The sequence below is a fragment of the Pantoea anthophila genome (assembly GCF_006494375.1).
Taxonomy (GTDB): Bacteria; Pseudomonadota; Gammaproteobacteria; order Enterobacterales; family Enterobacteriaceae; genus Pantoea; species Pantoea anthophila.
Map to the genome: position 1 here is coordinate 1 of NZ_VHIZ01000019.1, position 25,603 is coordinate 25,603.

The following is a 25,603-nucleotide window of genomic DNA, read 5'->3' on the forward strand; positions in this document are numbered from 1 at the left end:
TCTTTCTCCACCAGCTGGTCGATAATCTTATCGCCCATGCCGTCGACATCGAGCGCCCGGCGCGAGACAAAATGCTTCAGCGCCTCTTTTCGCTGCGCGCCGCAAATCAGACCGCCGGTGCAGCGCGTGACCGATTCACCTTCGACCCGTTCCACCTCAGAACCACAGACCGGGCAGTGAGCAGGAAACACCACTTCACGCGTCTCTTCAGGACGTTCAGCGGTGACCACATTCACGACCTGCGGGATCACATCGCCTGCACGGCGAATCACGACCCGGTCCCCGATGCGCAGTCCCAGCCGCGCGATTTCATCGGCGTTATGCAGCGTGGCGTTGCTGACAATCACACCCGCTACCTGCACCGGCTCCAGGCGGGCGACAGGAGTGATAGCCCCGGTCCGGCCAACCTGAAACTCGACATCCCGCACCCAGGTCAGCTGCTCCTGCGCCGGGAATTTAAAGGCTATCGCCCAGCGCGGCGCACGCGCCACAAAGCCCAGCTGTTCCTGCTGCGCCTGTGAATCGACTTTGATGACCACGCCATCGATATCAAATCCGAGACTGGGGCGCTGTTGCTCAACGTCGTGATAAAAAGCCAGCGCCTCTTCCGCATTATGCACCAGCTTAATGCGGTCGCTGACCGGCAGCCCCCAGGCTTTGAACTGCTGCAGGCGTGCCATGTGACTGTGCGGCATCTCGCCGCCTTCCAGCAGGCCGAAACCGTAGCAGAAGAAGGTCAGCGGACGTTTTGCGGTGATGCGCGGATCAAGCTGACGCAGCGAACCTGCCGCTGCGTTGCGCGGGTTAGCAAAGACTTTGCCGTCCGTGCGGCGCGCTTCCTCATTCAGCTTTTCGAAGCCGCGCTGCGTCATAAAGACTTCGCCACGCACTTCCAGCCGCGCCGGAATGTTGTCACCTTTAAGACGCAGCGGAATAGCGCGAATGGTGCGCACGTTGGCGGTAATATTCTCGCCGGTGGTGCCGTCTCCCCGCGTGGCGGCCTGAACCAGCAGCCCGTTTTCATACATCAGGCTCACCGCTAAGCCATCAAGTTTAAGCTCACAGCAGTAGGTAATCTCTTCACTGCTTTTCAGCCGATCGCGCACCCGCTTGTTGAAGGCCATAAAGGTCGCTTCATCAAAGGCGTTATCCAGCGACAGCATCGGGACTTCATGGCGAACCTGTTCAAACACCGTCAGCGGCGCAGCGCCGACGCGCTGGGTTGGTGAGTCCGGCGTAATCAGATCGGGATGATCCGCTTCCAGCTGGCGCAGTTCACGCATCAGGCGATCATATTCGGCATCCGGCACTTCCGGTGCATCCATGACGTGATAGAGGTATTCGTGATGACGCAGCGTAGTGCGCAGTTCGGTGATGTGATCCTGGACGGATTTCATAAAGCCCCATCAGATAAAAAACCCCCGACATGCGGGGGTTTGTTTTAACAGTTCAGATAGCGGTTTGCGCCGTGGTCAGACACCGACCACATCGCGAATACGCGCCTTGTAAGTTTCCAGCTTCTGCGGCGTCATCATGCGACGTTCATCATCCAGCACTACGCCGCCAACATCATCAGCGATGCGCTGTGCCGACTGCAGCATCAGCTTGAAGTTCTGATTCGCATCGCCATAGGAAGGCACCATCATAAAGATGGAGATACCCGGCGTGCTGAAATCTGTCATCAGGTCAGGGTTAAACGAGCCAGGCTTGACCATATTGGCCAGACTGAACAGGACCGGACCACTGCCTGCCGGACTGAGATGGCGATGGAAGATGTTCATCTCACCAAACTGGAAGCCCGCCTGCAGAATCCCCTGGAGGAGAGCCTCACCATTGAGTTCGCCACCCGAGTGTGCGGCAACGTGCAGAACCAGCACCGCTTCTTTCGGCTTCTCTGCCGGTGCGGCAGGTGCAGACGGCGGAACGGGAGTCGGTTCCGGCGCCTGAGTGATTTCAGGCTGCGGCTCGGGTTCAGCCTGGTACTGCGGTGCGGGCTGCACCGATTCCAGCGGGTCCAGATCCAGCAGCGGATCGGCCTGCACAGGCGGTGCGACAAAAGCAGGCGCAGGCTGTTGCTGCTGACGAGCCGGTTCCGGACGCGGCTGAGGAGCAGGCTGCGGTGCGGGGCTGAAAAGCGGATCGCTTTCCGGTTCGGCTTGCGGAGCAGGTCGTGGCGCAGGCTGACGTACAGGCTCAGCAGGCGCGGGATTACGCGGCGCAACCGGCTGGGATTCGCGAATATCATCGAAACGCGGTTCCTGATGGTTGCTGCGCTCAGCGCGAACACGAACCTCGCCGACGCCATCATCTTCGTCGTCGATCAGGTCCGGCTCATCATGTTCATCACGTTGTTTCAGACGTTTGTGCGGGCGATCGCGGAACACTGACGAACGCTCTTTACGGCTGGTCCACAGTCCGTGAAGAAGGAGCGCTATTATGGCGATCGCGCCAACAACGATTAATATCAGACGCAAATCCTGCATCATTGTATTCTCTGTTGTTCCAATACCTTGCCACCGCGGCAAACTTTATCCTCTAACTGTATTTGCCCTGCTACACAAGTGCAAGTCTGTGCACTATTTTCTAACAAATAAGATAGGCAACCCACGCTTTTTCGCTGTTTTTTTACCCAAACGGCACCTGGCCTGGGGAAAAAGCCAGGTTATAGTGGGCCCGCCCTATTACCTTCAGGAGAATTGCCTATATGGCCCTTGAGAAGTCCGTCTCAGATTTTAACGGCATACACTACTTCAGCCAGGGCTGGAAACTGATGCGTCTGCCTGGCATTCGTCGCTTTGTGGTCATGCCGCTGCTGATCAACATTCTGATGCTGGGTGGCACATTCATCTGGCTTTTCTATCGTCTGGGTGACTGGATCCCGCGGCTGATGGCCACGATTCCGGACTGGCTGCAGTGGCTCAGCTATCTGTTATGGCCACTGTCGGTGATTGCGATTGTGCTGGTCTTCAGCTACTTCTTTTCCACCCTCGCTAACCTTATCGCCGCACCGTTTTGCGGTTTGCTGGCCGAGCAGCTTGAGGGACGCCTGACCGGTAAACCGCTGCCTGACAGCGGCTGGGCGGGTCTGATCAAAGATGTGCCGCGCATCATGAAGCGCGAGCTGCAAAAGCTGGGCTACTACCTGCCACGTGCGGTGGGACTGCTGCTGCTCTACTTTATCCCGGGTTTCGGCCAGACGGTTGCGCCCGTGTTGTGGTTCCTGTTCAGCGCCTGGATGCTCGCGATCCAGTATTGCGACTACCCATTCGATAATCACAAAGTGCCTTTTCAGCAGATGCGTAACGCCCTGCGTCGGCATAAAACCGCCAATATGCAGTTTGGTGCGCTTACCAGTCTGTTTACCATGATCCCGGTGCTGAACCTGGTCATCATGCCAGTGGCCGTCTGCGGGGCCACAGCGATGTGGGTCGATCGCTACCGGCAGCAACTGGCACGGCAGGAAGTGCGCTGAATATATCAGCGCGCCTTATGCTCTTTTTAACAAGGCTTATTGCCGGGTGACATATAGATATGCGATTTCTTTCCTTCCGCCCCCAGGCAGAACAGGTATGCTCATAGGGTTCCCAATAATTCATACAGTTAAGGACAGGCTATGAGTAAGATCTATGAAGACAACTCTTTGACAATTGGTCATACGCCATTGGTTCGACTGAACCGCATCGGTAACGGCCGCATCCTTGCGAAAGTTGAATCCCGTAACCCGAGCTTCAGCGTAAAATGCCGTATCGGTGCCAATATGATTTGGGACGCAGAGAAACGCGGTATTCTGAAACCGGGTATTGAACTGGTTGAACCGACCAGCGGCAATACCGGGATTGCCCTCGCCTATGTGGCCGCCGCGCGCGGTTATAAACTGACCCTGACCATGCCTGAGACGATGTCCGTTGAGCGTCGTAAACTGCTGAAAGCGCTGGGCGCGAATCTGGTCCTGACTGAAGGTGCCAAAGGCATGAAAGGGGCTATCGGCAAAGCTGAAGAGATTGTTGCAAGCGACCCGGATAAATATGTCCTGCTGCAGCAGTTCAGCAACCCGGCTAACCCGGAGATCCATGAAAAGACCACCGGCCCGGAAATCTGGGAAGATACCGACGGCGAAGTGGATGTCTTTATTGCTGGTGTCGGCACCGGCGGTACGCTAACCGGCGTGAGCCGCTACATCAAGAACACCAAAGGTAAAAAAGATCTGATCACCGTCGCGGTGGAGCCAACCGATTCGCCGGTCATTGCTCAGGCCCTGGCAGGAGCGGAGATCAAACCTGGCCCTCACAAAATCCAGGGGATCGGCGCAGGCTTTATTCCGGGTAACCTTGAGCTGAATCTGGTTGATCGGGTTGTGGCTATCACGAATGAGGAAGCGATCAGCACTGCGCGTCTGCTGATGGAGCAGGAAGGCATTCTGGCCGGTATCTCCTCCGGTGCTGCGGTCGCCGCCGCGCTGAAGTTGCAGGAAGAGGAAACCTTCGCCAACAAGAATATCGTGGTGATTCTCCCCTCCTCAGGTGAACGCTATCTGAGTACCGCTTTGTTCGCCGATCTCTTTACAGAAAAAGAGCTGCAGTAGTCGGGGCAGAAAGTCTGAAAATGCCGCAAAAAGCACCCGCCCGGGTGCTTTTTTGTGGCGCAGATCTCACTTTCACCACCCGGCAGATTGATTTCAGTGACGCCGCTCTGGTATTTAGACTGCCAATTATTTCGATGCCTGAAATTAATCCGCGTTTGAAGTGGATCAAGCTGAATCGATTTACGGATTCAGTGAAACGGCGAATCACGGCATAATTAACCGGTGACGTGTAGAATCGGTTTTACGACGCAACGGAATGTCGATTTGACGCATGCGCGTCCTGGGTCAGCATGAAGCTATACCCGCGCACCGACACAGGCTAAAGTGAAGGCTCCAGGCTAGACTTTAGATCCATAACACTCATTCTGATAACGTTGGGGAAATAGAATGTTCCAGCAAGAAGTTACCATTACTGCACCAAACGGTCTGCATACTCGCCCAGCAGCGCAATTCGTTAAAGAAGCCAAAGCTTTCCAGTCAGAAATCACTGTGACCTCTAACGGTAAATCTGCCAGCGCCAAGAGCCTGTTCAAGCTGCAGACACTGGGTTTAACGCAGGGAACCGTTGTGACCCTGTCAGCAGAAGGCGAAGACGAACAGAAAGCAGTTGAGCATCTGGTCAAACTGATGGCTGAACTGGAGTAATCTCCGCTCAGCTCTCCAGCCAATCGACTCCTCTGCGCCATTGAGTGCAAACATCTTGATCGCGGACAATCTGTCCGCGTTATTGCTTTCGTAGAGTACGTGTCCCGCGACAATGGCACCGCAAAGAGTCCCATCAGCCATCGTGATTAAAAGGTAGCGTTATGATTTCAGGCATTTTAGCATCACCAGGTATCGCTTTCGGCAAAGCACTGCTGCTGAAAGAAGACGAGATCGTCATCAACCGTAAGAAAATTTCTGATGACCAGGTTGAGCAGGAAGTTCAGCGCTTCCTCGATGGTCGCGGTAAAGCGGCACAGCAACTGGAAGCGATTCGCGTCAAAGCGGGTGAAACCCTCGGTGAAGAGAAAGCTGCGATCTTCGAAGGCCACATTATGTTGCTGGAAGATGAAGAGCTGGAGCAGGAAATCATCGACCTGATCAAAAAAGATCACGCCTCTGCCGATGCTGCTGTTGACTCGGTTATCGATGGTCAGGCGAAAGCGCTGGAAGAGTTAGACGATGAGTACCTGAAAGAGCGTGCGGCTGACGTGCGCGACATCGGTAAGCGTCTGCTGCAAAACATCCTCGGTCTGCATATCGTTGACCTGAGCGCCATTCCGGATGAATCCATTCTGGTAGCAAAAGATTTAACGCCGTCAGAAACCGCACAGCTGAACCTGAAAAAAGTGCTGGGCTTTATTACCGATCTGGGTGGCCGTACCTCACATACCTCAATCATGGCGCGCTCGCTGGAGATCCCAGCCATTGTCGGCACCGGCAATGTCACCGTCACGGTTAAAAACGGCGACTTCCTGATTCTGGATGGTGTGAACAACGCGATTCACGTCAATCCTTCTGACGCCGTTCAGGAAGAGCTGAAAGCCGTACAGAACCAGTATCTGTCGGAAAAACACGAATTAGCCAAGCTGAAAGACCTGCCTGCGGTCACGCTGGATGGTCATCAGGTTGAAGTCTGTGCCAACATCGGCACCGTGCGCGACGTCGCCGGCGCAGAGCGCAACGGCGCAGAAGGCGTGGGTCTTTACCGCACCGAGTTCCTGTTCATGGACCGCGATGCGCTGCCGACCGAAGAAGAGCAGTTCCAGGCGTATAAAGCCGTTGCTGAAGCCATGGGTTCACAGGCCGTTATCGTCCGTACCATGGATATCGGTGGTGACAAAGATCTGCCTTACATGAACCTGCCGAAAGAGGAAAACCCTTTCCTCGGCTGGCGCGCTATCCGTATCGCCATGGACCGCAAAGAGATTCTGCATGCGCAGCTGCGTGCTATCCTGCGCGCCTCCTCATTCGGCAAACTGCGCATTATGTTCCCGATGATCATTTCCGTTGAAGAAGTGCGTTCGCTGAAAGCGGAACTGGAACTGCTGAAAGCGCAGCTGCGTGAAGAAGGCAAAGCGTTCGACGAGTCCATCGAAGTCGGTATCATGGTGGAAACCCCGGCGTCAGCGGTGATTGCACGTCATCTGGCGAAAGAAGTCGACTTCTTCAGTATTGGGACAAACGACCTGACGCAGTATACTCTGGCGGTCGATCGTGGTAACGATTTGATTTCGCACCTGTACAATCCAATGACGCCGTCTGTGCTTAACTTAATTAAGCAAGTCATTGATGCATCTCACGCTGAAGGTAAATGGACCGGCATGTGTGGTGAGCTGGCAGGTGATGAACGTGCTACACTACTGTTACTGGGAATGGGGCTGGACGAGTTCAGCATGAGTGCCATTTCTATCCCTGGCATCAAGAAAATCATTCGTAATACTAATTTTGAAGATGCGAAGGCATTGGCAGAGCAGGCACTGGCTCAACCGACAGCGGAAGATTTAATGAACCTGGTGAACAAGTTCATTAAAGAAAAAACGCTCTGCTAATCTGCATGATGCTGGCCCCAAATTACTGCTTAGGAGAAGATCATGGGTTTGTTTTCTAAACTTTTTGGCGAAAAAACGGATAGCGCTGGGACAATCGATATCGTAGCGCCTCTGTCAGGCGAAATTGTGAATATTGAAGACGTACCAGATGTGGTGTTTGCAGAAAAAATCGTGGGCGACGGTATCGCGATCAAACCGACTGGCAACAAAATGGTTGCGCCGGTGGATGGCACTATCGGTAAGATTTTTGAAACCAACCATGCTTTTTCAATCGAATCGGACAACGGCATCGAGCTGTTTGTGCATTTCGGCATCGATACGGTTGAACTGAAAGGTGAAGGTTTCAAACGCATCGCTGAAGAAGGCCAGAAGGTCAAAAAAGGCGACGTCGTTATCGAGTTCGATCTGCCATTGCTGGAAGAGAAAGCGAAATCAACCCTGACTCCGGTTGTTATCTCCAACATGGATGAAATCAAGGAACTGATTAAGCTCTCTGGCCAGGTCACCGTCGGCGAAACGCCGGTGATTCGCATCAGAAAATAAGGCTTTGTTCCTGCTCTGACGGCACCTTCGGGTGCCGTTTTCGTTTCTGCTCTCCGCGCTTTTCAGGATGGCCAGTGCGGCAGTCGCAGCGTCAGTTCCAGCCCTCCCTCCGGCCGGTTCCGTGCCTCGACTTCGCCCTGATGCGCCAGCACCACTTTGCGGACGATCGCCAGCCCAAGGCCATAGCCCTTTCCCATCAGCGGTGAGTTGACCCGCACAAACGGGTCAAAGATGCTGGAGAGTTTCTCTTCATCGACACCCGGCCCCTGATCGCGCACCTGAATTTCCAGCCACTGCTGCGCGGTGCGCAGTTCAACCTCGATCCGCTGGCCTGGCAGGGAAAAGCGCAGCGCGTTGCGTAACACATTCTCGGTGGCGCGCCGTATCAGTTCGGCATTGCCACGCACGGTGTAGTCGGCCCGATTGTCCACCTGAAACGCCACCTGCACACCGGGGAGCTGCGCTTCATAGCGGACATCGGTGATCACCGCCTCCAGCAGGCCGGTGAGGTCAAAGTACTGCTCATCCGGAATACTTTCATGCTCAGCGCGCGACAGCGTCAGCAGTTCACCGATCATCTTATCCAGCCGGCGCGCCTCTTCGTCGATACGATCGAGCGAACTGTGCACATTTTCAGGCGTCTGTCTGGCCAGCCCGGTCGCCAGCTGCAGGCGCGCCAGCGGTGAACGCAGCTCGTGTGAGATATCGTGCAGCAGCTCTTCGCGCGCACGGACCAGGGTCTCCAGCCGCTCAGCCATGGTATCGAAGGCCCGGGCGACATCAGAAATCTCATCATGCCGTCTACGCATCACCGGAAAAAGCCGTACGCTTAAATCGCCCTCTGCGACCCGGGAGAACCCTTCGCGCAGCTGACGCATGGGTCGCGTCAGATTCCAGGCAAGCAGCAGGCTGAAGAGTAATCCTACCGAACCGGCGAAGACAAACATCGGCTCAGGGATATTGAGGAATCTGCGCGGCATACTGTTCATCATGCTCTCTTTTCGCATGCCATCAATGTCATAGCGCAGCTGATACCCTTTTCCATCGGCGCCGCGCACCCAGCGCTCACTTTCGGCGGGCCGATGCGCCTCCCCATCCGGGTTAGCCTGTGCAGGCGACGGTTGCGCCTGTGGCAGGATGTGGAAAAACTGCCGGTCACGTTTGTCCCAGCCCGACAGCATCGCGTTCAGCGCCTCAGGCCCGTCCTGCGCCAGCACCGTCGCCGCCGAAGTGAGTTGCAGATCGGCCACGCGGCGGACCGCCACCAGTTCAGGCGGCTCGTGTCGTCTACCGGAGAGCGAAAAGCCGAGCCAGATAAGCTGACTGATGATGACAAAGACGATCCAGAAGCCGATAAAGATCTTCCAGAACAGGCGTCCACGGTAGTGCCTCATCGAATGCGATAACCGATACTGCGAACGGTTTCGATCGTGATGCTGTCAGCGGTTAAGGCACTGAGCTTCTGACGGATGTTGCTGATATGCACATCGACGCTGCGATCATACGCCTCGCGCGGGCGACCAAGTCCCTTCTCCGACAGCTCATCTTTTGAGACCACCCTGTCCGGAGCGCGCATCAGCAGTTCCAGCAGATTAAATTCCGAGGCGGTGAGATCGAAGGCTTTCTCCTGCCATTCACTGATACGGGTGGCGGGATTGAGGGTCAGCGCCCCCCAGCGCAGCGGCTCCTGGCTATCCGGCTGCGGAGCCTGCTCTTCGAAACGCCGCAGCACCGCCCGCAGACGTGCCACCAGCTCGCGCGGATAGCAGGGCTTGGGCATATAGTCATCGGCCCCCATCTCCAGACCGATTACGCGGTCAATGTTATCGCCTTTGGCGGTCAGCATAATCACTGGTATGCGGCTGTTCTGACGCACCTGCCGCAGAACGTCAATGCCACTCATGTCGGGCAGCATGATGTCCAGGATCATCGCGGTGAAATGGCCGGAGAGCGCGCCCTGAATCCCGGCGCTGCCGGTCAGCACCAGCTGAGCATCGAAGCCTTCCGCAATCAGGTACTGGCTTAACATCGTGCCCAGCTCTACATCATCATCAACAAGCAGAATTTTCATGGTCATTTCTCCGGAGAACGGGCGCTATTTTCACCTGTGCGGCCGATCGGCGCAGCCTGATTTACGTGATCCTTACAGATTCACACTCGCTGGCACAGTAAACCGGGCAAAAAAAAGGCCTGTGGGCAGCAGACGCTTCACAGGCCAGGTTTCGCATCCACAGCGGTTACGGGTGATAGAGACCGGTCGAGAGATAACGATCGCCGCGATCGCAGGCGATCGCCACCACCACGCTTCCCGGATTTGCCTCGGCGATGCGCAGTGCACCCGCCACCGCGCCGCCTGAACTGACGCCACAGAAGATGCCCTCACGGCGTGCCAGCGCCCGCATGGTCTCCTCCGCTTCCTTCTGCGTCATATCGATGACGTCATCCACCAGATTGGGACGGTAGATCCCCGGCAGATAGGCCAGCGGCCAGCGACGGATGCCCGGAATGCTGCTGCCCTCGCTGGGCTGTAAGCCAATGACCTGCACGCCGGTGTTGTGCTCTTTCAGGTAGCGTCCCACGCCGGTGATCGTGCCGGTGGTGCCCATACTGGAGACAAAATGGGTCATACGCTGATTCGACTGCTGCCACAGCTCCGGGCCGGTGGTCTGATAGTGGCCCAGCGGATTATCGGGATTGTTGAACTGATCCAGCACCCGGCCCTCGCCGCGTGCCGCCATCGCCTGCGCCAGATCGCGCGCCCCTTCCATTCCCTGCTCGCGCGGCACCAGTATCAGCTCTGCCCCATAAGCACGCATCGCATCCTGCCGCTCCTGACTCATGTTGTCCGGCATCAGCAGGCGCATACGGTAGCCTTTCATCGCGGCGATCATCGCCAGCGCAATGCCGGTGTTGCCACTGGTGGCTTCGATCAGCTGATCGCCGGGCGTGATATCTCCGCGCAGCTCCGCCTGATTGATCATCGACCAGGCCGCACGATCCTTGACCGAACCCGCCGGATTGTTGCCTTCCAGCTTAAGCCAGACCTCACTGCCGTTAGCGGGCGTCAGGCGCTGTAACCTGACCAGCGGGGTATTGCCGATGGTATTTTCAAGAGTCGTCACGGTAAGGTTCCTGGCTTAATGCAAACAGAAGGCAAAAAAAAGGCGGGAGTCACACTCCCGCCCGGTGTTGATCAGAAAATATCAGGCGCTCTGGGCAAAGGCAACAGCGCGCAGCGGGGTATCGCCCTTATAGAGACGCGCCTGCTGCAGGCCAACAAACAGGCGTTCGCCACGAATCGGGGCGGTCTGTTCACCTTCAAATACCAGCGAAAACGGCTCGCTCTGCCAGCCAGCGGGCTGCACCACCAGCTGCCAGAAGTGTCCACGCGGACTCACTTCCAGCACCTGCACCGGCAGCGGGGTTTCCAGGCTGCTGTGGCGGGACACATCGATTTCCCACGGACGCAGGAACAGCTCAACCGGGCCCTGATGTGCCGAAGTATACCCCAGCGGCCAGTGATGCGCGCCGACATGGAACTGCGACCCGTGGATCTCACCATCGAAGCGATTCACTTCACCCAGGAACTCCAGCACAAAGCGGGTTGCCGGATCGCGCCACACGTCATCTGGCGTGCCGACCTGCTCGATATTACCCTGGCTCATCACCACCACGCGGTCTGCCACTTCCATCGCCTCTTCCTGGTCGTGGGTCACAAACACGCTGGTAAATTTCAGCTCTTCATGCAGCTGACGCAGCCAGCGACGCAGCTCTTTACGCACCTGCGCATCAAGCGCGCCAAAAGGTTCATCCAGCAGCAGGATTTGCGGTTCTACCGCTAACGCACGCGCCAGCGCCACACGCTGTTTCTGCCCGCCCGAAAGCTGAGACGGGAAGCGGTTCGCCAGATGGGCCAGCTGCACCATCTCCAGCAGACGGGTAACACGCTGTTTGATCTCGGCCGCAGAAGGACGTTCCCGACGCGGCAGCACCGTCAGGCCAAAGGCGATGTTGTCGAACACCGTCATATGGCGGAACAGCGCATAGTGCTGGAAAACAAATCCAACCTGACGATCGCGCGCATGCAGACGGCTCACATCGTTGCCATGAAAACGGATCTGGCCGCTGTTCTGATGCTCCAGCCCGGCAATAATGCGCAGCAGCGTGGTTTTACCGGAGCCGGATGGGCCAAGCAGCGCCACCATTTCACCCGAGGCAATATCCAGAGAGATATCGTTCAGCACCGAGGTGCGACCAAAGGATTTGTTGATCTTGTTAATCTCAATGCTCATGATTTCCCTCCTGTTGCAGGTGCTTGTGCTGTTGCTCCAGACGCCACTGCACAATACTTTTCAGAAACAACGTTACAATGGCCATCAGGGTCAGCAGCGCGGCAGCGGTGAATGCGCCGACCGTATTGTAATCCTGATGCAATAATTCAACCTGAAGCGGCAGCGTATAGGTCTCACCGCGAATCGATCCCGATACCACCGAGACCGCACCAAATTCACCAATCGCACGGGCGTTGGTCAGCACGATGCCATACAGCAGCGCCCAGCGAATATTCGGCAGCGTCACCCGACGGAACATCTGCCAGCCTGAAGCGCCCAGCAGCACCGCCGCTTCATCTTCGTGACTGCCCTGGCTCAGCATCACCGGCACCAGTTCGCGCACCACAAACGGACAGGTCACAAACACGGTCGCCAGCACCATGCCCGGCCAGGCGAACATAACCTGGATGTTATGCGCATCCAGCCAGCCGCCCGCCGGACCGTTGACGCCCCAGAACAGCAGATACATCAGACCGGCCACCACCGGCGACACGGCAAACGGAATATCAAACAGGGTCAGCAGCAGCTGACGCCCCGGAAAGGTAAAGCGGGTCACCAGCCAGGCGAGCAGCGTGCCGAACACCAGGTTAACCGGAACGGTGATCAGCGCCACCATCACCGTCAGCCAGATGGCGTGCAGCATATCGGGGTCAGCCAGGTTGCTCAGGGAGACCAGCAGTCCCTGATTCAGTGCCTCCCAGAAGATGGAGACCATCGGCACCAGCAGCAGCAGAATCGAGAGCAGCGCGCCGATACCAATCAGCAGCCATTTTCCCCAGTTCACCGGCTGGCGATCCGCATGATTCAGTTGTGAGACCTCAGCCATTAGTGACCTCCCAGTCGACGGCCAAAGCGGCTCTGTAAGGTGTTAATCGCAAATAACAGGATAAGCGAGGCGGCCAGGATCACCGAGGCGATGGCGCTGGCGGCCGGATAGTCAAACTCCTGCAACCGGACAAAAATCATCAGCGAGGTCACTTCCGTTTTCCAGGCGATGTTACCGGCAATAAAGATCACCGCACCAAACTCCCCCAGGCTGCGGGTAAAGGAGAGCGCCGTGCCCGCCAGCAGCGCCGGGGCGACTTCCGGTAACACAACCCGACGGAAGCTCTGCCACGGTGTGGCACCCAGCGTTTCCGCGGCTTCTTCATACTCCGGGCCTAACTCCTCCAGCACCGGCTGTACCGTGCGCACCACAAACGGGATGCTGGTGAAGGCCATGGCGATGGCGATGCCGATCCAGGTGTAGGAGATTTTGATATCGAAATGGGCAAACCACTGTCCATACCAGCCGTTGACCGAAAAGAGTCCGGCCAGTGTCAGGCCCGCGACGGCGGTCGGCAGCGCAAACGGCAGATCCATCAGGCCATCCAGCAGCGTGCGGCCCGGGAAGCGGTAGCGGGTCAGGATCCACGCCATCAGCATGCCGAACACCGCATTAAACAGCGAGGCGACACCGGCGGAGAGCAGCGTAACCTTGTAGGCCGCAACCAGCTGCGGGTTGGTCACCACATCCCAGTACTGCTGAAGGGTCATCTGTGACAGCTGCATGATCACGGCGCTGATGGGCAGCAGCAGAATCAGGCAGGTAAAAAGCAGGCTGGTGCCCAGGCTCAGTCCAAAGCCGGGCAACACGCGTTTATGACTTGCTGCAAACATTATCCACGCCCCGCCGCTAACAATTTATCCAGCTCACCGCCGCTGGCGAAATGCGTTTTCATCACATTGTCCCAGCCGCCAAAGGCCTCTTCAACCCGGAACAGGCTGGTCTGCGGGAAGCGATCCTTCTGCTCTGCCATCAGCTGCGGATTGTTCACGCGATAGTAGTAGTGCGTAATAATCGTCTGCGCTTCCGGTGTGTAGAGGTAGTGGAGATAGGCGCTGGCCGCATCCGCGGTGTGGTTACCGGCAACGTTTTTATCTACCCACGCCACCGGGAACTCCGCCAGAATGTTGGTTTTCGGCACGATCACCTCATACTCATCTTTACCGTACTGGTTGCGGATATTGTTTACTTCCGACTCAAAGCTAATCAGCACGTCGCCCAGACCGCGCTCAGCGAAGGTCGTGGTCGCACCACGGCCCCCGGTATCGAAGACTTCAACGTTTTTCAGAAACTGGGTCATAAAGGCACGGGTTTTTGCCTGATCGTTACCGTCCGCTTTATCAGCAGCCCCCCAGGCGGCCAGATAGGTATAGCGACCATTGCCGGACGTTTTCGGGTTAGGGAAAATCAGCTTCACATCGTTACGGGTCAAATCTGACCAGTCATGAATCTGCTTTGGGTTTCCTTTGCGCACCAGAAACGCCATGGTGGAATAGAACGGTGAACTGTTATTCGGCAGACGGCTTTTCCAGTCTGCGGCAATCAGGTTGCCTTTATCATGCAGGACCTGCACATCCGTCACCTGGTTGTAAGTGACAACATCGGCGCGCAGTCCCTGCAGGATAGCCAGCGCCTGTTTAGATGAACCGGCATGGGACATTTTGATGGTCAGCGGGTCGGCAGGATGGCTGGCATCCCACTGTTTAACAAAAGGGGCATTCAGGGCAACAAACAGCTCCCGGGACACATCGTAAGAGCTGTTAAGAAGTTCAGTGGCATTGGCTGCGCCAGCAAGGCTCAGCGACAACGCGATACCGCTCACGACTTTTTTCATCGCTTGTAATGTCATTTGGCACCCTGAAAAAATTTGATGCGGATCTCACCCGCTGAAACATCAGTTTATTTATAACTCAGGGAAAACCAGTAACGGTTTTATATATCGTTTGATGATTTCAAAGTCGAAAAAAGCATAAGACAGCGGCAGAGTTTATGCAGAAATCAGCAAAAGCCGCAGAGAGGATAACCCCCGCTGAGCACCAGCCTGCGGGGGTAACCAGGCGCGTCAGCGCATGGCGTTTAGCAGGCAGTGTTAACGCTGCCAGACAATTTTGCTGAGTTTCCAGGTTTTCAGCGTGTCATCGGAAGGCATCAGCCCTTCCGGTCCATGCCAGTCGCCATGGTAGAGATAGGTGAGATGCTGACTTCCGGGCGCCCGGCATGCTACGTCTCGCGCATCCGTTCCGCTGGCCAGGGTGCAGTTGCTGAAGGCTTTGGTGAACTTATTGCTGAAAGCATCGCCCACTTTACTGCCGTCGCTGCTGGCAATCTGGCTGTCCATCACCTCAATGCGTTCAACCTGCGCCTGCCCGTAAATCACCAGCTTCACCTTGTCGTCATCCAGCGCCTGCCAGAACGCAACCACCTGACCGTTTTCGCCACGCATGCCCTGACGCAGGGTGTAATCCCCGTTCAGGCCGGCTTTGATCGCCTCCTCTTTCATGGCCGTCGAGGCGGTCAGTCCGCCTACGCCCTGCTCCGTCGCAGTGAGCGATGAACCGAACCAGTTCCACGGCAGCGCCGAGGACCAGTGATACGTCAGCGGATTCCACCAGCTGGCCTGCTGGCTGCTGTCAGTGCCGGAACCCGAACTGGCACAGCCGCTCAGTGCAACGGCGGCGATCAGTAGCGTGGAACGAACAGCTTTCATGAGAACTCCTGTAAATACGATGCCGGAAGGCGGAACTGATTGGAGTCGCAAAGCGCCAAAAAGTTTATTTAAGATGATGTTCAGGCAGAAAGCAGTCGCGGCAGCGACGGTCAGTCTGCAGCCAGATGAGAGCCAGCAGGTCAAACAGCGTCAGCAACAAGGGCAGCGGCGAACTGAGCAGATCACCCTGCACAAACTGCAGCCCCTGCCAGATGAGATTCACTAAAAACGACAGCGACAGCACGCTGCGCCAGTGCTGCCAGAGTCGCGGCAGCCGCAGCCGGTAACCGGTCAGCAGCAGACCTGCCAGCGCCGGTAACCCCAGGGCAAGACCGATCCAGAACGCCTGGCGATCCGGATAGAAGAGCGCCAGCAGATCGTTACCCTGCTGCCGTGACGCCCCGGCCATCACCAGCAGTAGCCAGGTGCGCGCCTGCAGTAACAGGATCAGCCAAAAAAGAAACGGCAGCCGCAGCTGCCCTCTGGCGTCATAGTGGTCCGGCTGATAGTCAGGGGACGGTTTAGTATTCACGATCTTCGATCAGACGTTTGCCAAACAGCAGCGCATCGACTGGCTCATAATCGAGCTTCTCGTAAAAGGCCACCACCTGATCGTTCTCTTCGCGGATCATCAGATGCAGCTTCGGACAGCCGCGAGCGATGAGCTTCTTCTCCAGACGATTCATCAGCGCATTCGCAAAACCGCGTCCCTGATAGTCAGGATGCACCGCCAGATAATAGGCCGCACCGCGATGACCATCGTAGCCCCCCATCAGAGTGCCGACGACCACGCCGCCGACTTCAGCGACCAGAAAGAGATCGGGGTCGTGATGCATTTTGCGTTCGATATCCAGCTCCGGATCGTTCCATGGCCGTAACAAATCGCAACGTTCCCATAAGGTGATCACTTCTTCAAAATCTTCCTGGCGGAAGGCGCGGATTTCCATCTTCTTCACCTGCAATTAAGCACAATTTGCTGATTATCACGCATTCTCTGCCGCACGCAACCCTCGGCTGAACGGCGGCAAATAAAAAAGCGCAAATTTTCTGTTCGCGGCCTGCAATACAAAGTAATGCCCTGAAATGGTTATGTGATCGCAGACAACAGAGCCTTAGGCTATAACACCGGCAGGATTTCTGTTACCGGACCCGCACATGCACCTGCTTAAACGTTTGATTCATCGTCGTCAGTTACTCCTTTCCGGTCTGGCTCTGGCCGTTTTATCGCCGCGCGCGGTTCAGGCCAGAGAGCCTTCAGCGCTTACAGGAACAGGCCGCCATGCACGCCCTGCTCCGCCAGCCAGTAACGGAAAGCGCATTGTGATGATTGATCCCGGCCACGGGGGCATCGACTCCGGCGCGGTCGGCGAGGAGGGTTCAGAAGAGAAGCACATCGTGCTGGAGATTGCCGGTAACGTGAAACGGCAACTGCAGAGCCATCCGCGCATCGAAGTGCGTCTGACCCGCGACAGCGACCATTTTATTCCACTCTACCAGCGGGTGGAGATTGCTCATCAGCATGGCGCGCATCTTTTCATGTCGATCCATGCCGACGGCTTTACCAGCCCTGATGCCAGCGGCGCTTCGGTATTTGCTCTCTCCAATCGCGGTGCCAGTAGTTCAATGGCGCGTTATCTCTCTCAGCGTGAGAACGATGCGGACAAACTGGGCGGCGTGAAGGCGCAGCAGCAGGATCACTATCTGCAGCAGATCCTGTTCGATCTGGTTCAGACCGACACCATCAAAAACAGCCTAACGCTGGGCAAACATGTGCTGGATCAGATTCGACCGGTTCATCATCTGCATAGCCAGCACACGGAACAGGCGGCTTTCGCGGTCCTGAAGTCGCCCTCCATCCCTTCGGTGCTGGTTGAAACCTCCTTTATTACCAATCCGCACGAAGAGCAGTTGCTCGGCACCACGGCGTTTCGTCAGAAAATTGCCGCCGCCATTGCCAGCGGTATCGTCAACTACTTTGATGAGTTTGATCGCCGTAATGCCTGATGAGTGAAGTTCCTGTATCGCGCCGCACTCATGCAAGCAGCCCGATTTTGCGTATAATCGCCCTAAATTAAAACCGACGATAAGCGAAAAGATGGCTGATATTTCCCGCGTAAAAGCATTCCTGCTCGCTCTGCAGGATGAGATTTGTAACCAGCTGGCGGCTGAAGATGGCGGCGCAGCGTTCGCAGAAGATAGCTGGCAGCGTCCTGGCGGCGGCGGCGGTCAGAGCCGCGTACTGCGAAACGGTGCGGTGTTTGAACAGGCGGGCGTAAACTTTTCGCACGTGCATGGCGATAAGATGCCGGCCTCGGCTACGGCGCACCGTCCGGAACTGGCGGGCCGCAGCTTTGAAGCGATGGGCGTGTCGCTGGTCATCCACCCGAACAATCCCTATGTGCCCACCAGCCACGCCAACGTGCGCTTTTTTATCGCGGAGAAACCCGGTGCCGATCCGGTGTGGTGGTTTGGCGGCGGGTTTGATCTCACGCCGTTCTACGGCTTCGAAGAAGATGCACTGCACTGGCATCAGACTGCCGCCGACCTCTGTCAGCCTTTTGGCGACGACGTTTATCCGCGATATAAAAAGTGGTGCGACGACTATTTCTATCTGAAACACCGCGATGAGCAGCGCGGCATTGGCGGCCTGTTTTTTGACGATCTCAACACGCCCGATTTTGAGCAGAGCTTCAGCTTTATGCAGGCGGTGGGACGCGGCTTTATTGATGCCTACCGGCCGATTGTGGCACGCCGCAAAGATCATCCGTGGGGCGATCGCGAGCGCCAGTTCCAGCTCTACCGCCGCGGGCGCTATGTGGAGTTCAATCTGGTGTGGGACCGTGGCACCCTGTTTGGCCTGCAGACCGGCGGCCGCACGGAATCGATCCTGATGTCGATGCCGCCGCTGGTGCGCTGGGAATATGATTATCAGCCTGAACCAGACTCGCCTGAAGCGGCCCTCTATCGCGATTTCCTGCCGGTGAAGAACTGGCTCAATCTGCCGTCATAATCCCCCGGACCGCAACGTGGCTCTCTGCCTGCGTTGCGGTTCATTACGCTGTCTCAACCGCCTGAAACCGTTCATCTTCCTGCCGCTCCCACCCGACCTGATAACCGATAAAAGGGTTCAGTTCCGTTTGTTTCTCATTCATTAGTGCCCTGAATTTCATTGATACACTAGGCCATATTCAGGATAAGGACACCAATGATGGCTTCATTCACAGACCCCGATAAAAACCTTGAAACACTGAGTTTTGCGGAGATAGCGGAACGGCTTAACATCGAAATATACAGTGGTTTCAAACCCGACCTTTCTCCCTGGCTGGGCAGAAATATTATCTTCGACGACATCATCGCAAAGAGAGCGGCGACTGAAGGACACTACGAAGATCAATGCTCCGGGAAATATTACTTTGATATTTTTAATACCATTAAGTCGGCACTGGGTGAAGTCAGCAGAATCGTTGAAGTGGGCGTCTTTATGGGTGGCAGCACCTCTGTTCTGGCTGGCTGTGCACACTATTTGGGTATTGAACTCGATTTGATCGACATCAGTCCGGACCATTTACAGTTCGCCAGAGAGCGCGCAAGAAGAGCCTATCCGGAAACCGTCGAAAGCCGGGTCAGGATGTACCATGGCACCCTTCCGGAGTATGTCAGGGATGTGCTGATGAAAGAAGAAGGCGGAAACGTCATCATTCATCATGATGGCGCGCACGATTTCGGACAGGTGATCCGTGACCTCGGCAGCCTCTTTTATATCAAAGATAAACTGCACAGCTTACTGATTCAGGATACCCATCTGCGTGGCGTTCCTGAATATTTTAATTTTGTCGATGCCGCCGTCTATTCTATTTTCGGTCGGGATGTCACTTATGCGCCGCTGGGTACCGTCTATAACGACGGGCCGGTTTGTGAACCGAACCGCTGGCAGGGCAACTATTTTATGCCGGGTGAACCCGAAGGGATGTATATCCCGCTGGCGCATAATAAATTTTACTACCCGCACCCCAAAATAACGCTGGCGCAATTTTTTGAGCGGCAATAGCGCAGCGCGGGATTCGGGCCGCCTGTACTCTCATCGCGGCCTGTTTTAAAACGCCTCTCCCTGGGAGGCTCAGACATCCCTCCTGTTTAGCATTCAGCCTGCCCCGCCACGTTTCACTGTGGCAGCGCTTTTCCCGTCCCCGCGTTTTTACTTGCCGATTCACCGCACCGTTTTCTGCTCCCGGCGTATGACGAGAGTGAGTGTCGTCACGCCGCTTTGATGCGGAGAGGGCACGGATTGCTACAGTGTTGCCTGCGTCATTTTCCCCGACTGCTATGCTTAAGGGTGGAATATGGCGCACCCCTCGGGTTACACCGCATGACGGCTCCTTCGCACCGCCTCGCAGCGCAACAATCAGAGAAACCGCATTTTCATCAGAAAGTGTCTGTTGCAATGTTATGGGTTCGCGTTCCCGCTAGCAGCACATGCCACAGACCGGCTGCGAGGCCTGAGGTGATCCCTGTTCGCTTTCATTTTTCTTTTCAAGGAGTTTAGAGATGAACCAGCTAGAAGCCCTAAAACAGTTCACCACCGTGGTGGCGGACAGTGGCGATATCGAATCGATTCGTCATTACCACCCGGAAGACGCCACCACCAACCCTTCACTCATTCTGAAAGCATCCGGTCTCGAAGGGTACAAGCACCTGATGGATGACGCGATCGAGTACGCTAAAAAACAGGGCGGCAGCAAAGAGACTCAGATCATCAACGCCAGCGACAAAGTGGCAATCAATCTCGGTATGGAAATCCTGAAAAGCATACCGGGCCGTGTTTCGACCGAAGTGGATGCGCGCCTCTCCTTCGATCGTGGCATGTGTGTGACTAAAGCAGAAAAACTGATTCGGATGTACGAAGAGCAGGGTATCGACCGCTCGCGCGTACTGATCAAGCTGGCTTCAACCTGGGAAGGTATCCGCGCTGCGGAAGAGCTGGAGAAGAATGGTATCCACTGCAACCTGACTCTGCTCTTCTCCTTCGCGCAGGCGCGTGCCTGCGCGGAAGCGGGCGTGTTCCTGATCTCGCCGTTCGTGGGTCGCATCTACGACTGGTATAACTCACGCAAGCCGATGGAACCCTACGTGGCAGATGAAGATCCGGGCGTGAAATCCGTGCGTCGCATCTACGACTACTACAAAAAGCACCGCTACAGCACCATCATCATGGGTGCCAGCTTCCGTAAAGTGGAGCAGATTGTGGCGCTGGCGGGCTGCGATCGCCTGACGCTCTCCCCTAACCTGCTGGAAGAGCTGCAGAACAGCGACGCGCCGCTGGAGCGCAAGCTGGAGCCGTCTACCGAAGGCTTCCATCAGCCATCACCGCTCTCTGAGGCGGAGTTCCGCTGGGAGCATAATCAGGATCCGATGGCGGTTGAGAAACTGTCTGATGGTATCCGCCAGTTCGCTGTTGACCAGCAGAAGCTGGAAGATGTACTGGCCGCACGTCTGTAGTCCTCATTTTAGTCGGGCGGGACTTTCCCGCCCTGATGCATAACAAGGGAGAACTTTATGTCCTCACGCAGAGAGTTGGCAAACGCGATTCGTGCACTGAGCATGGATGCGGTTCAGAAGGCAAATTCCGGCCACCCCGGTGCGCCCATGGGAATGGCCGATATCGCCGAAGTGTTGTGGCGCGACTTCCTTCAGCACAATCCGACCAATCCCGCCTGGCTTGATCGCGACCGCTTTATCCTCTCCAACGGCCACGGCTCAATGCTGCTCTACAGCCTGCTGCACCTGAGTGGCTACGACCTGCCGATTGAAGAGCTGAAAAACTTCCGTCAGCTGCACTCCAAGACGCCGGGCCACCCGGAAATCGGCTACACGCCTGGCGTGGAAACGACCACCGGCCCGCTGGGTCAGGGTCTGGCGAACGCCGTTGGACTGGCGATTGCAGAGCGCACGCTGGCCGCGCAGTTTAACCGTCCGGATCATGAAATTGTCGACCACCATACCTATGTCTTTATGGGCGATGGCTGTCTGATGGAAGGGATTTCGCACGAAGTCTGCTCCCTGGCGGGCACCCTGGGTCTCGGCAAACTGATCGGCTTCTATGACCATAACGGTATCTCGATCGATGGTGAAACCGAAGGCTGGTTTACCGACGACACCCATAAGCGCTTTGAGTCTTACAACTGGCACGTCATCGGCGACATCGACGGCCATGACGCGGACGCCATTCGCGAGGCGATCAAAGAGGCGCAGAGCGTTACCGATAAGCCTTCGCTGATTATCTGCCGCACCATTATCGGTTTCGGTTCCCCGAACAAAGCCGGTAAAGAGGAGTCGCACGGCGCAGCGCTGGGTGAGGAAGAAGTCGCCCTGACCCGCAAGCAACTCGGCTGGAACTATCCGGCGTTTGAGATCCCGGCTGAAATCTACCAGCAGTGGGACGCCAAAGCCGCCGGTGCGGAACGGGAAAAAGCCTGGGATGCAAAATTTGCGGCCTATAAAGAGGCACATCCTGAGCTGGCGAAAGAGTATGAACGCCGTATGAATGGCGAGATGCCGTCAACGTGGGAAAGCGAAGCCACCCGTTTCATTCAGGAGCTGCAGGCTAACCCGCAGAAAATTGCCAGCCGCAAAGCCTCACAAAACTCGCTGGAAGCCTACGGCAAATTACTGCCGGAGTTCCTCGGCGGTTCTGCAGACCTGGCGCCCAGTAACCTGACGATCTGGTCTGGCTCCAAATCGATCAAAGAAGATCCGGCCGGTAATTACATTCACTACGGCGTGCGTGAGTTCGGGATGACGGCGATTGGTAACGGTATCGCGCACCATGGCGGTTTCGTCCCCTACACGGCCACCTTCCTGATGTTTGTCGAATATGCGCGTAACGCAGCACGCATGGCGGCGCTGATGAAGGCGCGACAGATTCTGGTCTACACCCATGACTCCATCGGTCTGGGCGAAGATGGCCCGACCCACCAGCCGGTTGAGCAGATCGCCAGCCTGCGTCTGACGCCCAACATGAGCGTATGGCGTCCGTGCGATCAGGTGGAAACGGCTGTGGCGTGGAAAGCGGCTATCGAACGCCATCATGGCCCGACTGCGCTGATCCTCTCCCGTCAGAATCTGCTGCAGCCGGAACGTACCCCGGAGCAGATCGAGAACATCAAACGCGGCGGCTATGTGCTGAAAGATTGCGACGGCACCCCCGAAGTGATCCTGATTGCCACCGGTTCAGAAATTGAGATCACACTGGGTGCAGCCGATAAGCTCACTTCAGGCGGTCACAAGGTGCGGGTGGTTTCACTGCCTTCAACCGACCTGTTTGATGCGCAGGATGCCGCCTACCGCGAATCCGTTCTGCCTGTCGGCGTGAAGGCGCGCGTGGCGGTGGAAGCCGGAATCGCCGACTACTGGTTCAAGTATGTGGGTCTGGAAGGCGCGATTGTCGGTATGACCACCTTTGGTGAATCAGCGCCAGCCGGCAAGCTGTTCCCGGAGTTTGGCTTCACGGTAGAGAATATCGTCAGCCACGCTGAAGCATTACTCAAGCCGGTGTAATGCTTTTGCCCTTCCCGGCACACCGGGAAGGGCCATTTCATCACATAGCCCGAAACAGAAAAAAATCTCCTCTCCCCTCTTCACGCCCCGCACAAACTGATTACTATAGAGCCGTCATAGTTAATGCTGCCTGCGCCCTGGCTGCCCGCCTGTTCCTGCTGCTCTTCTGCCGGAACAACGCGATGTGCTGCCCGCGTCTGTCCGATGCGTGAAGGCAGATCTCCTCCGATCTCTATAGCGAAGCCATTTCCGTTGAACATGCGCACACCCTATTTACTGGCCCTGATGGTTTCACTGCTTCCATTAAAAAGCATGGCGCAGGTCGCGCCCGATCCGCTGCTCGCCTCTCAGATTGTTGACCGCTATGCGGAGCATATCTTTTATGGCAGTGGTGCAACCGGTATGGCACTGGTCGCGATTGATGGCAATCAGCGGGTCTTCGCCAGCTTTGGTGAAACCCGGCCAGGCAACAATGTGCGCCCGCAAAAAGATTCGCTGATTCGTATCGCCTCGCTGAGTAAGCTGATGACCAGTGAAGTGATGGTCAAGCTGGCGGAGCGCGGACAGATTCGCCTCGACGATCCGCTGAGTAAATATGCGCCGCCGGGCACCCGCGTGCCTGCTTATAACGGACAGCCCATTCGTCTGATCAACCTCTCCACCCACACCAGCGGACTGCCGCGTGAACAGCCTGGCGGCAAGGCGCAGCGGCCGGTGTTTGTCTGGCCGACGCGCAGTGAACGCTGGACGTGGCTGTCACGGGCGAACCTCAAAGCCGCACCGGGCAGCAGTGCCGCCTACTCCAACCTGGGTTACGATCTGCTGGGCGATGCGCTGTCGCGCGCGGCAGGCACGCCCTACCCGGCCCTGTTTCAGCAGTTGATCACCCGTCCGCTGGGTATGAAAGACACCACCTTTACGCCTTCGCCGGAGCAGTGTGGTCGCCTGATGGTAGCTGAAAAAGGGGCCAGCCCCTGCAACAACACCCTGGCGGCGATTGGCAGCGGCGGCGTTTACTCCACGCCGGATGATATGGGCCGCTGGATGCAGCAGTTCCTTAACTCGTCGGTTAACCATCGCACCCCACAGATTGATCGGCTGCAAACGCTGATCTATCGCCGCGATCAGCTGACCCGCGTGGAAGGCATGGATGTGCCAGGGAAAGCGGATGCGCTGGGGATGGGCTGGGTCTACATGGGACCAAAGAATGGTCGTCCCGGGATTATTCAGAAAACCGGCGGTGGCGGAGGGTTCATTACCTATATGGCGATGGTGCCGCAGCATAACGTGGGCGTGTTTGTCGTGGTGACGCGCTCGCCGCTGACCCGCTTTACGCCAATGAGCGACGGCGTAAACAACATGCTGGCTGAGCTGGTCGGCAACCAGACCGGCTCTCCGATGATGGTGCAGGTCATCCGCTAACGCTGCTGGACGCCACCGTCTGACTGGCTGACCCACAGGGTTGGCCAGTCATCACTGCTGTGCCAGGCATCGCAGGTCGACTCCTCCGCATATTCCGCCAGCACGAAGCGCGTGCCATCAAACTGCCAGCGTGTGGCACTGCCACAGTCACCGAGCCCCCGACCCTTGCCAAACGTATAAAGCTGGCCGCTGGCCGCATCATACTCAGCGTTAATCAGCTCAAGCTGGCGGTCACTCGCCCGCGGCGGGGTAAAGGGCAGCGTCAGCGTGATGCCCCGGGCCACGTAGGGCGGGCTGCGCGTCACTTCAAACGCCAGATCGATGACGTTATATGCCCCCATTTCACAACTGACCAGCAACAGCGCATGCTGATCGGTGAGAGGCGCAACGCTGACCTCACGCCGCAGCGGGTCGAGTGAGCAGGAGTCGGTATTGATGCGCCAGGTGCCGTAATCAATTAATCCGCTGGTCTCTTCGCGCGTCAGGGGCGCAGGCGGCCTCACGGCGGGAGGCAGCTGTGGCAATGCTGGCGGCGGCGGAACCTCCCAGCTGGCGCGGTCGCCACGTTTAATCCACGCGCTCATGCTGTTCACCCGCCCCTGCCTGTCATCCATCAGCAGCAGTGCAGCTTTCATACCGCGCAGGGAGATCGCGGCACTGGCATCGTAGGTGAGTTGCAGAGTTTTGGCTTCCATCACCAGATCAAGAAATTCATCAATGGCGATAGCATTGCTGGTGGCGAGATGGTGCGGTTCTGCCGTCCAGTGTTTGAGGTCCGGTTTCAGACGCCGCTGGTCAAGCAGCAGATTATCCTGCAGCGGGCCGCCAGGCAGCGCGCCGGTATAGGCACTGCCGTAGTCGATGCGGAGTAAGGGGCGATCGTTGACGCCCGCATGGCGCGAAATCGTCATCACCAGCCCTTTATCGCCGGGGATATTGCGGGCCACGCAGAAGGCTTCATTGTTGCAGGTGATTTGCCAGTCGTTGAATGACTTTTGCAACGGTTCCGCCTGAACACAGGTCACCCACAGAGACGTCGACAGCCACAGCGATTTCATCCAGTACGACATTAAGAAAATCGATCCCCAAAAACCCAGAGTGGAG

The 25,603-nt window shown here is 56.7% G+C and carries 26 protein-coding genes; 12 read left to right on the top strand and 14 right to left on the bottom strand.

What is annotated here, in order from left to right; translation table 11 throughout:
* The coding region (gene ligA, locus FJW00_RS03250) for an NAD-dependent DNA ligase LigA (RefSeq protein ID WP_140923058.1) at positions 1-1,397 on the bottom strand (1,397 nt) is incomplete at its 3' end.
* Positions 1,398-1,472: 75 nt separating this feature from the next.
* Positions 1,473-2,486 carry a cell division protein ZipA gene (gene zipA / locus FJW00_RS03255; protein WP_140923059.1) on the bottom strand — a complete coding sequence of 338 codons (1,014 nt, stop codon included), beginning with the start codon at positions 2,484-2,486 and terminating at the stop codon, positions 1,473-1,475.
* Between the two features lie 218 nt (positions 2,487-2,704).
* On the opposite strand from zipA, the gene cysZ reads away from it, so the two are divergent.
* From cysZ to crr, 6 genes are all read left to right on the top strand, one after another.
* Entirely contained in the window at positions 2,705-3,472 is a 768-nt protein-coding gene (cysZ, locus tag FJW00_RS03260; protein WP_140923060.1) for a sulfate transporter CysZ, read from the top strand.
* Positions 3,473-3,613: 141 nt separating this feature from the next.
* Positions 3,614-4,582 (top strand): cysteine synthase A, encoded by a 969-nt coding sequence (gene cysK, locus FJW00_RS03265; RefSeq protein ID WP_009088849.1) that lies wholly within the window; start codon positions 3,614-3,616, stop codon positions 4,580-4,582.
* Positions 4,583-4,602: 20 nt separating this feature from the next.
* Positions 4,603-4,797, top strand: a complete 195-nt coding sequence (locus FJW00_RS03270) for a hypothetical protein (RefSeq protein WP_111207812.1) — start codon at positions 4,603-4,605, stop codon at positions 4,795-4,797.
* A 172-nt stretch (positions 4,798-4,969) separates the two neighbouring features.
* Positions 4,970-5,227, top strand: a complete 258-nt coding sequence (gene ptsH / locus FJW00_RS03275) for a phosphocarrier protein Hpr (RefSeq protein WP_003848868.1) — start codon at positions 4,970-4,972, stop codon at positions 5,225-5,227.
* 161 nt (positions 5,228-5,388) lie between these two features.
* Entirely contained in the window at positions 5,389-7,116 is a 1,728-nt protein-coding gene (gene ptsI, locus FJW00_RS03280) for a phosphoenolpyruvate-protein phosphotransferase PtsI (RefSeq protein ID WP_009088845.1), read from the top strand.
* A 42-nt stretch (positions 7,117-7,158) separates the two neighbouring features.
* The gene (gene crr / locus FJW00_RS03285; RefSeq protein WP_009088842.1) at positions 7,159-7,659 is read left to right on the top strand and encodes a PTS glucose transporter subunit IIA; all 501 of its coding nucleotides are present in this window, start codon (positions 7,159-7,161) and stop codon (positions 7,657-7,659) included.
* Between the two features lie 62 nt (positions 7,660-7,721).
* Here crr and FJW00_RS03290 read toward each other — a convergent pair whose 3' ends face one another.
* The 10 genes from FJW00_RS03290 to FJW00_RS03335 all read right to left on the bottom strand — a co-directional run bounded on the left by FJW00_RS03290 (position 7,722) and on the right by FJW00_RS03335 (position 16,470).
* The gene (locus FJW00_RS03290; RefSeq protein ID WP_140923061.1) at positions 7,722-9,053 is read right to left on the bottom strand and encodes a HAMP domain-containing sensor histidine kinase; all 1,332 of its coding nucleotides are present in this window, start codon (positions 9,051-9,053) and stop codon (positions 7,722-7,724) included.
* On the bottom strand, positions 9,050-9,730 hold the full coding sequence (locus FJW00_RS03295) for a response regulator transcription factor (protein ID WP_140923062.1): 681 nt from the start codon (positions 9,728-9,730) through the stop codon (positions 9,050-9,052). Before FJW00_RS03295 ends, FJW00_RS03290 begins: the two co-directional genes overlap by 4 nt.
* Before the next feature lie 166 nt (positions 9,731-9,896).
* Complete coding sequence (gene cysM / locus FJW00_RS03300) at positions 9,897-10,781, bottom strand: cysteine synthase CysM (protein WP_046102338.1); 885 nt, start codon at positions 10,779-10,781, stop codon at positions 9,897-9,899.
* A gap of 81 nt (positions 10,782-10,862) precedes the next feature.
* Positions 10,863-11,951, bottom strand: a complete 1,089-nt coding sequence (cysA, locus tag FJW00_RS03305; protein WP_046102339.1) for a sulfate/thiosulfate ABC transporter ATP-binding protein CysA — start codon at positions 11,949-11,951, stop codon at positions 10,863-10,865.
* Complete coding sequence (gene cysW / locus FJW00_RS03310; RefSeq protein ID WP_046102340.1) at positions 11,941-12,816, bottom strand: sulfate/thiosulfate ABC transporter permease CysW; 876 nt, start codon at positions 12,814-12,816, stop codon at positions 11,941-11,943. The genes cysA and cysW overlap by 11 nt, the downstream gene beginning before the upstream one ends.
* A complete protein-coding gene (cysT, locus tag FJW00_RS03315; RefSeq protein WP_009088836.1) occupies positions 12,816-13,649 on the bottom strand; it encodes a sulfate/thiosulfate ABC transporter permease CysT in 834 nt (277 codons plus the stop codon). Before cysT ends, cysW begins: the two co-directional genes overlap by 1 nt.
* Complete coding sequence (locus FJW00_RS03320; RefSeq protein ID WP_111207810.1) at positions 13,649-14,665, bottom strand: sulfate ABC transporter substrate-binding protein; 1,017 nt, start codon at positions 14,663-14,665, stop codon at positions 13,649-13,651. Before FJW00_RS03320 ends, cysT begins: the two co-directional genes overlap by 1 nt.
* Positions 14,666-14,905: 240 nt before the next feature.
* Complete coding sequence (locus FJW00_RS03325; protein ID WP_140923063.1) at positions 14,906-15,523, bottom strand: RpoE-regulated lipoprotein; 618 nt, start codon at positions 15,521-15,523, stop codon at positions 14,906-14,908.
* Positions 15,524-15,587: 64 nt separating this feature from the next.
* Complete coding sequence (locus FJW00_RS03330) at positions 15,588-16,055, bottom strand: DUF2919 domain-containing protein (RefSeq protein WP_009088833.1); 468 nt, start codon at positions 16,053-16,055, stop codon at positions 15,588-15,590.
* Positions 16,045-16,470 carry a GNAT family acetyltransferase gene (locus tag FJW00_RS03335; RefSeq protein WP_046102342.1) on the bottom strand — a complete coding sequence of 142 codons (426 nt, stop codon included), beginning with the start codon at positions 16,468-16,470 and terminating at the stop codon, positions 16,045-16,047. Before FJW00_RS03335 ends, FJW00_RS03330 begins: the two co-directional genes overlap by 11 nt.
* A gap of 208 nt (positions 16,471-16,678) precedes the next feature.
* Between FJW00_RS03335 and amiA the strand changes: the two genes are divergently transcribed.
* The 5 genes from amiA (at position 16,679) to tkt (ending at position 23,077) form a co-directional block, all read left to right on the top strand.
* Complete coding sequence (amiA, locus tag FJW00_RS03340; protein WP_009088831.1) at positions 16,679-17,527, top strand: N-acetylmuramoyl-L-alanine amidase AmiA; 849 nt, start codon at positions 16,679-16,681, stop codon at positions 17,525-17,527.
* Between the two features lie 91 nt (positions 17,528-17,618).
* The gene (gene hemF / locus FJW00_RS03345) at positions 17,619-18,533 is read left to right on the top strand and encodes an oxygen-dependent coproporphyrinogen oxidase (RefSeq protein ID WP_009088828.1); all 915 of its coding nucleotides are present in this window, start codon (positions 17,619-17,621) and stop codon (positions 18,531-18,533) included.
* A gap of 198 nt (positions 18,534-18,731) precedes the next feature.
* Positions 18,732-19,571, top strand: a complete 840-nt coding sequence (locus tag FJW00_RS03350; protein WP_181405341.1) for a class I SAM-dependent methyltransferase — start codon at positions 18,732-18,734, stop codon at positions 19,569-19,571.
* A gap of 497 nt (positions 19,572-20,068) precedes the next feature.
* Positions 20,069-21,019 (top strand): transaldolase, encoded by a 951-nt coding sequence (gene tal, locus FJW00_RS03355; RefSeq protein ID WP_009088826.1) that lies wholly within the window; start codon positions 20,069-20,071, stop codon positions 21,017-21,019.
* Positions 21,020-21,076: 57 nt separating this feature from the next.
* On the top strand, positions 21,077-23,077 hold the full coding sequence (gene tkt / locus FJW00_RS03360; protein WP_009088825.1) for a transketolase: 2,001 nt from the start codon (positions 21,077-21,079) through the stop codon (positions 23,075-23,077).
* A gap of 80 nt (positions 23,078-23,157) precedes the next feature.
* Here the strand turns inward: tkt and FJW00_RS03365 are convergent, their stop codons facing one another.
* Positions 23,158-23,337, bottom strand: coding sequence for a hypothetical protein (locus FJW00_RS03365; protein WP_140923065.1), 180 nt, complete (start codon positions 23,335-23,337; stop codon positions 23,158-23,160).
* Here FJW00_RS03365 and ampH point away from each other — a divergent pair.
* A complete protein-coding gene (gene ampH, locus FJW00_RS03370) occupies positions 23,336-24,499 on the top strand; it encodes a D-alanyl-D-alanine-carboxypeptidase/endopeptidase AmpH (protein WP_046102347.1) in 1,164 nt (387 codons plus the stop codon). The genes FJW00_RS03365 and ampH overlap by 2 nt on opposite strands.
* Here ampH and FJW00_RS03375 read toward each other — a convergent pair.
* Complete coding sequence (locus FJW00_RS03375; RefSeq protein WP_033736150.1) at positions 24,496-25,569, bottom strand: DUF1176 domain-containing protein; 1,074 nt, start codon at positions 25,567-25,569, stop codon at positions 24,496-24,498. The two genes, ampH and FJW00_RS03375, sit on opposite strands and share 4 nt — an antisense overlap.
* Positions 25,570-25,603 lie beyond the last annotated feature (34 nt).